This is a genomic window from Candidatus Symbiothrix dinenymphae (assembly GCF_001431085.1).
The window spans coordinates 1-6,000 of record NZ_BBRU01000389.1; the positions used below are offsets into that span (position 1 = coordinate 1).

General features: G+C 48.0%; 4 protein-coding genes. All 4 read right to left on the minus strand.

What is annotated here, in order from left to right; translation table 11 throughout:
* Window positions 1-203, minus strand: a 203-nt coding sequence (locus ASC50_RS07215; protein WP_158648430.1) for a hypothetical protein, incomplete at its 3' end; no start/stop codon positions are given.
* A gap of 145 nt (window positions 204-348) precedes the next feature.
* Window positions 349-2,496: an alpha-galactosidase gene (locus ASC50_RS04475; RefSeq protein WP_056928757.1), complete on the minus strand. Its 2,148-nt coding sequence runs from the start codon at window positions 2,494-2,496 to the stop codon at window positions 349-351.
* 13 nt (window positions 2,497-2,509) lie between these two features.
* The gene (locus tag ASC50_RS04480; protein WP_082592092.1) at window positions 2,510-4,663 is read right to left on the minus strand and encodes a glycoside hydrolase family 31 protein; all 2,154 of its coding nucleotides are present in this window, start codon (window positions 4,661-4,663) and stop codon (window positions 2,510-2,512) included.
* 33 nt (window positions 4,664-4,696) lie between these two features.
* On the minus strand, window positions 4,697-6,000 hold a 1,304-nt coding region (locus ASC50_RS04485), incomplete at its 5' end, for a GH116 family glycosyl hydrolase (RefSeq protein ID WP_056928759.1).

The window sequence follows — 6,000 nt, forward strand, 5'->3', positions numbered from 1 at the left end:
GTTGCTACACCGTTGCCCGGATTGCCTTTTTCGGTAACACCGGCTCCGATGATGGGACCATCCGCATCGGACACCACGCCGGTTACGGCGATTTTAGCTTCTTGGGGAGCTTGCGCCTTTAGCAAAGTTGCCCCCCCCCCCCACGCAAAGACAACGCTACTTAACAGCAAAGCTTTTACGAAGTTTTTAAATTTCTTTCTCATAAAAACAAATTTAAATTGTTTAACATTTTTCTTTGAATTGCCACTACAACAATTCGGCGGCAAAGGTAGTAAATGTTTTTAAATAGACAATGCTTTTGTTGAAAAATTAACATTTTTGCGTTGTATATAATAAGACATTATATTATCACATCTCCGTTATTTCTATCAAATGACTCACAGTGTGGTTCGACGAAAACACGGGGATTCCCACCGTCATCAAATATTCGCCGGAATATTTCTTATTGTTGCATGACAGGCGCGATCTTGCTCCGGGCATCATATTTATCTCTTTCAACTCGTATTCCTTTTTGGGATTCAAGCCGGCGAGCCGTAGGGGTTGATTTCTTTCCGCATGACGGGGATGAATATCGAAAGTAAACAAAACGGATGTTTTACCGCTTTCTTCCACATACATTACCGCCGCGTGGTCGCTTTCGCAGGGCGATGCCAGGCGGTACATATCACCGTCCAACAGTGTGCTTTCCAGGCGTTTGAAATTGCCAACCGCTTCGCGGCAGAATTGTTGTTCTTCCGGTTTCAGGTTGTTCGTGCGGATGTCAAAGCCGAGTTTGCACATCATGGCTACGTCTGTGCGGAATTTCATCGACTGCCAGCCCGAGCTTGTGACGTGAGCCGCCATTGATTTCGACGGGAAGAAATAGGAGTAACCCCATTGTATGAATATTCGTTCAACGGCATTGGTATTGTCGCTCGGCCAAAATTCGGTGAAATATTTCAATGCTTCGTAGTCGGTTCGACCGCCGCCGCCGGAACACAGCATCATCGGTAAATCGGGATATTTTTGTTTTATCCGTTCCAGAACCTTGTATAAACCGCGGACATATTCAATGTAGAGATGCGACTGTTTGTCTTTCAGGTAAGGCGAATAAATGTTCGTGATGGGGCTGTTGCAGTCCCATTTGAAATAAGCGATGCCGGGGTATTTGGTCATCAGATTGTCCACGACGCCGAAGACGAAGTTCTGGACTGCCGGATTGCTCAGGTCAAGCACCAACTGGTTGCGGAAATAATATTCGTCGCGGTTGGGGAGATGAATAACCCAGTCCTTATGCTTCTCGTAGAGTTCGCTTTTGGGATTTACCATTTCCGGCTCAATCCATATTCCGAACTTGATTCCTTTTTTGGTTGCCTCTTCAACAAGTTTTCCGATGCCGAGCGGCAATTTCTCCTTCGTTTCTTCCCAGTCGCCCAGTCCCTGACGGTCGTTGCCGCGGGGGTACTTATTGGCAAACCAGCCATCGTCGAGCAGAAACATATCAACGCCCAGTTTGACCGCCTCATCCATAATGGTAATGAGCTTTTCTTCATTGAAATTAAAATAAGTTGCTTCCCAGTTGTTCAGCAAGGTCAAACGTGTTTTTTCGCCATCTTTGAGTTGAAATTTGCGCGCCCATTTGTGGAAATTGCGGCTTGCTTTGCCTTTTCCTTCCGAACTGTAGGTGAATATAAATTCCGGTGTGCGGAATGTTTCGCCCGGCTGCAGCGTGTATTCCGATGCAAAGGGGTTGATGCCCGAAACGATTCGCAGTTTGTTTTCCGGGTCAACTTCAAACGTGAAACGGAAATTTCCCGTCCATCCGATTGTTCCGAAAAGCACATCTCCGCTGTTTTCGCGTGCAGATTCATTCAACGACAGGATGAAAAACGGGCTGCAGTACAAGTTGGCGCGGCTTCCAAGCTTCGTATCCAGCACTTTTTTTCCGAAGGTCAGAGGACTTTCGCTCATGTTCGCTTCGTGCGCCCAATCGCCGGAAAACTCCGTAAGATAATAGTTGCCGGCGTTCAGGTGAAGCATCGACGAGGCGTAATTATATAAGGTAATCGGTTTTTTCTCGCGGTGCGTTATTTCGGAATGCGTTTTTATAATGTCTTCCTTGCTGTATGCCGTGAAATGCAGTTTTACATCCACCGGATATTTGTCGTCACGCAAAAGGATGACCGTTTCCGCAACGTCCTGTTGAAGCTGTTTTGTTTCGTGCGAAACATATTTGAGCAGCAGCGAGGGATTGCCGTCGCCATGCAGCACGCGGATTGCCGACTCAAAAAAATCTTCCATACCGTTCGCGATGTAAGCCTCGCCCAGGTTGGGCAGATGAACGAAATCCTGACTATGCTCCAGTTTTTTCCCGACATAAGTCTGATACAGGCGACCATTATCGCCGACACGGTAAAACAACCCAACATTGTCGGTCGTAATTTGAATAGCATTTTGTCCGTTCACGTTCAGCAAACAGATACACAAATTGATAAGAACCAAACATTTAATTTTCATATATACTTTTTTTTTATATTATACTTACCCATTTTTCGACCTTGTACAGCCTGTTTTTACTTTTACCCTTCCTCGCCACGGTACCCTTGTTTTTGTTCCAACTTAGTTCAACCCAATTGAAGTCTCCTTTTTCAAAATCGAATGTCTCGCCATTGTCTTCAAACAACATGGTCGGTTGTGCGGGTTTTCCGTATACCCGGCAGGTAATGTTCAGCACGGTTTTCGGGGTGATATATTCCACCGGTGCTGCCAGCGGAAGGATGGTACCTTCTTTCACAAACATGGGAATTTCATCCAGCGTCATCCGGATTGTGTCCCGTTTGCCCCCTTCATACGCCTTTCCCGAATTGAAATCATACCAGGTTCCCGCAGGAAAATACACTATTCGTTCCGAGGCTCCGTCAATAAATGGCGCGCACAGGATGTTGTCGCCCATCATGTACTGGTCCTGGATTCCCCAAACTTCCTTGTCGTCCGGATAATCGAGTATCAGCGACCGAAAGGGTGGTATCCCCTCGAAATGGTATTTGGCAAAAGCCGTGTAGAGATAAGGTATCAGGGACATCCGTATTTCAATCATTTTTTTTGCTTTCTGCTCCAGTTCGAGATAGTTGGGCAGCATCTCATTCCGGTTATTTTTGTTCGTCTCGTACTGAAACCAGGGGGGATTGTTGATATACCAGCAGTTGAGGAGCATCTGTGCCGACATCAGCGTCGTCTGCATTCGCCGTATCAGGTCGTCAGCCGAAGCTGCCTCTCTTACCTCCGGCGACCAGTTCAGTCCGGAGAATCCTGAATTGAGTATCATCCGCACATAATCGCCATGGTTGTACATATCGCTGTACAGCACTGAACCATAAGGCGTTGCAAACAAATGCGAGGCTCTGACATCCAGCAGTGTCCGCCGGTTATTTTTCCGGTAGAGCTCCCATATTATTTTCTGATAGAGCAGTCCGAAGAGTTGTCGGTATTGCACGCCATCTACCCCCGAAGGGAACTGCGCAATATCGGGAAAACTCCATTCGGCATGGGCTAGGGCATAGTCGGCGGCATCGCACTCGTCGAGTTTGAAAGCTGAAATACCCTTGCTCAGCAGGTTCTTGTCATGATACGTCTCGAATATCTCCCTTGCTTCCTTCGTGATGAAGTCGGGAACGGCGCCTTTCCATACGGCATAATCGCCCGACCACGGTACTATTTCCTCAAACATCGGCGATGCGGGATGAATATAGGCATGCTCCCAGAGGTTCAACTTGTAGTTCATCCCATGCATGGTGTTGAGCATGCTGTCAGGGTTGGGAAAATTCTTCGGATGCCAGGTGAACGAGCAGGAATATGCGTTTGAATGCCAGCCGGGTTCCAGTCCGAACATGTCGCAGGGGATATGCTTTTCCCTGAAATATTGCGCAAATTTCATCACCTGAGCATCGTTGAAGCTGGTTTTTGCCCTGTACTTCAACCCAAGCCCCCAAAGCGGCGGAATGGCTCCCCCACCCGAAAAGAGGTTGTAGCGTTGCATTACCCGCATCATATCGGGTCCGTCGAAGACGTATATTTCCATTCCGTGCGCACCTTCCACCACAATTTCGACATCGTTGGACGGGTTGTATGAACGGTTGTAAAGCGCGGCCGGCAACAGACCCGGCTGTTCGGACTCCGCTTTCAGCGACTGCGCCAATGCAGCCCACTGTGCTGTTTTGTGTTGCGACCCCATGTAGAAACTTACATACCGGGCGGTATTCACCAGCACTCCATAGCCGGCAGAGGAAATGTAAAAGGGCAGGGAGGCATGGCTGAAGCCTGTATTTCCTACCGTCCAGCTGTTGTTCCGTATGTCGCGCCGCAAGCCCCGCTGTTGGAAAGTGTTCACTTGCAGCCCAAAACCGTATATCTTTTCGGACACCTCCATTTTCAGTTCGGCAACCATCCCCTGCGGCGTGTCTTTGAAGCGCACGCCACGAAGGTCAAACGGCTCGGCGCCCCTGTCGGGCAATTCCGATAATGCTGTAACTGCTGCTGCGTCCTTAAAGTCGGTCGGCAGATGTTTTTCCGGTTGCCCGGACGTAATTTTCCAAACTCCGGGGAAAATTTTCTCCACCGTTTGCGCCCTGAGAACACAGACTGACAGGAGGCTACAGATAAATGACAAAACTATTCTTTTTTTCATCTTACACTATTTTATTTCTATTAATATTATCTTCTATATTTTTTTACTGTTTTCATTCGTTGCTTCCATCATCAACTCCCAGATGCCGCGTGCGCGTTGATACATCAAGCCTCTGGCTCTGGGCATTTCAAGATACCAATAGGCTTCGGGTGACGAAAACCAGAAACCGTTCTCTTCGTTTAACCAGCATTGCATATACACACCTTTGCCGGTCAGCAAGGCGTTCTTCTTCAGGTCTTCCTTACTGCTGAGTTTTCCCCAATGGTATATGCTGGCGGCAAGGTTGTAGGCAACCCCTGTCCACACTTCGTATTCGTGAAAATTATTAATTCCGCTGTTTTCGCTGGTTTTGATACCCGGTTCGCCTTGCAGATTCACTATATTCGCTGCACCCAAATCGCCGATGCCGTCCCCATCATAGTCTCTTAACGGTTTGACTAAACGCTCGAAGCATTGTTCAAAATGCGACGTCATGCGTTTCCCGTCCAGCGCGGAAGGAAGTCCGAACACATCGGCGCACCGTTGCCCCACCATGGCATCAGCCATCAGGAAAGGGATGGTTTCGTTGTATTGGTAATAGCCCAACGATTCATTCCAGAACTGCTTTTCGCTGTTCGGACGGGCTTTTGCCAACTGCTCATTGGTTTGCCACAACAGACTTGCGTCATTCCGGTAAGTCGCCATTTCCTTCAAAGCCTCTAACGAGGTAATCCACAAAACGGCATTCAATAATTTATTCTCGAAATATTCGGAACTGGTCATTTCGGTGATTCCGTCGTCATTCTTGTCGGTCGCTACCTGATAGTTAAAGGAACGCTTGATAGCGGGCCAACACTCGTCCAAAAATGCATCGTCCTTATACTGTTTCCAATACATAAACGTCTGTTGAATGAATTTGGGCGAAAATTCCGACCATGGTGTGGTTTCTTTGCCCGGTCTATATGCTTGCACATACAAATCCGGAGTGTTGAACAGGTCGCGCGCCGGACCGCCCAAATCATGCGGACGACTTCCCAATGCGGTTGACATGATGGCATCGGCATACGCCAGCAAAATATCCCTCTCGTTTTTGGGCCATAAATCGCGCGTGGTACGTGCTGCATGATGGCGCACGTCAAAAGTTTCAAAAAAGTAATAGGCAGTGCATTCCATCACGCCCGACAGGTGTTGCCCTTTGCGGTTTCCGATTTTCTTTTCACGGTTCAGACAGCCGTTTTCCCAGAACGAACCCCCGAAAGTGGTGTAGTACAACTCATTCAAAGCACCTGCTTTCAACCAGTCCGGACAGTTTTTATTTTCAGCGATGGGTAATGTCCATGCGTCAACGGCATTCATCG

Coding starts and splice junctions, on each gene's coding strand:
- ASC50_RS04480 (WP_082592092.1), bottom strand. CDS start 4,663: ATGAAAAAAAGAATAGTTTTGTCATTTATCTGTAGCCTCCTGTCAGTC.
- ASC50_RS04475 (WP_056928757.1), bottom strand. CDS start 2,496: ATGAAAATTAAATGTTTGGTTCTTATCAATTTGTGTATCTGTTTGCTG.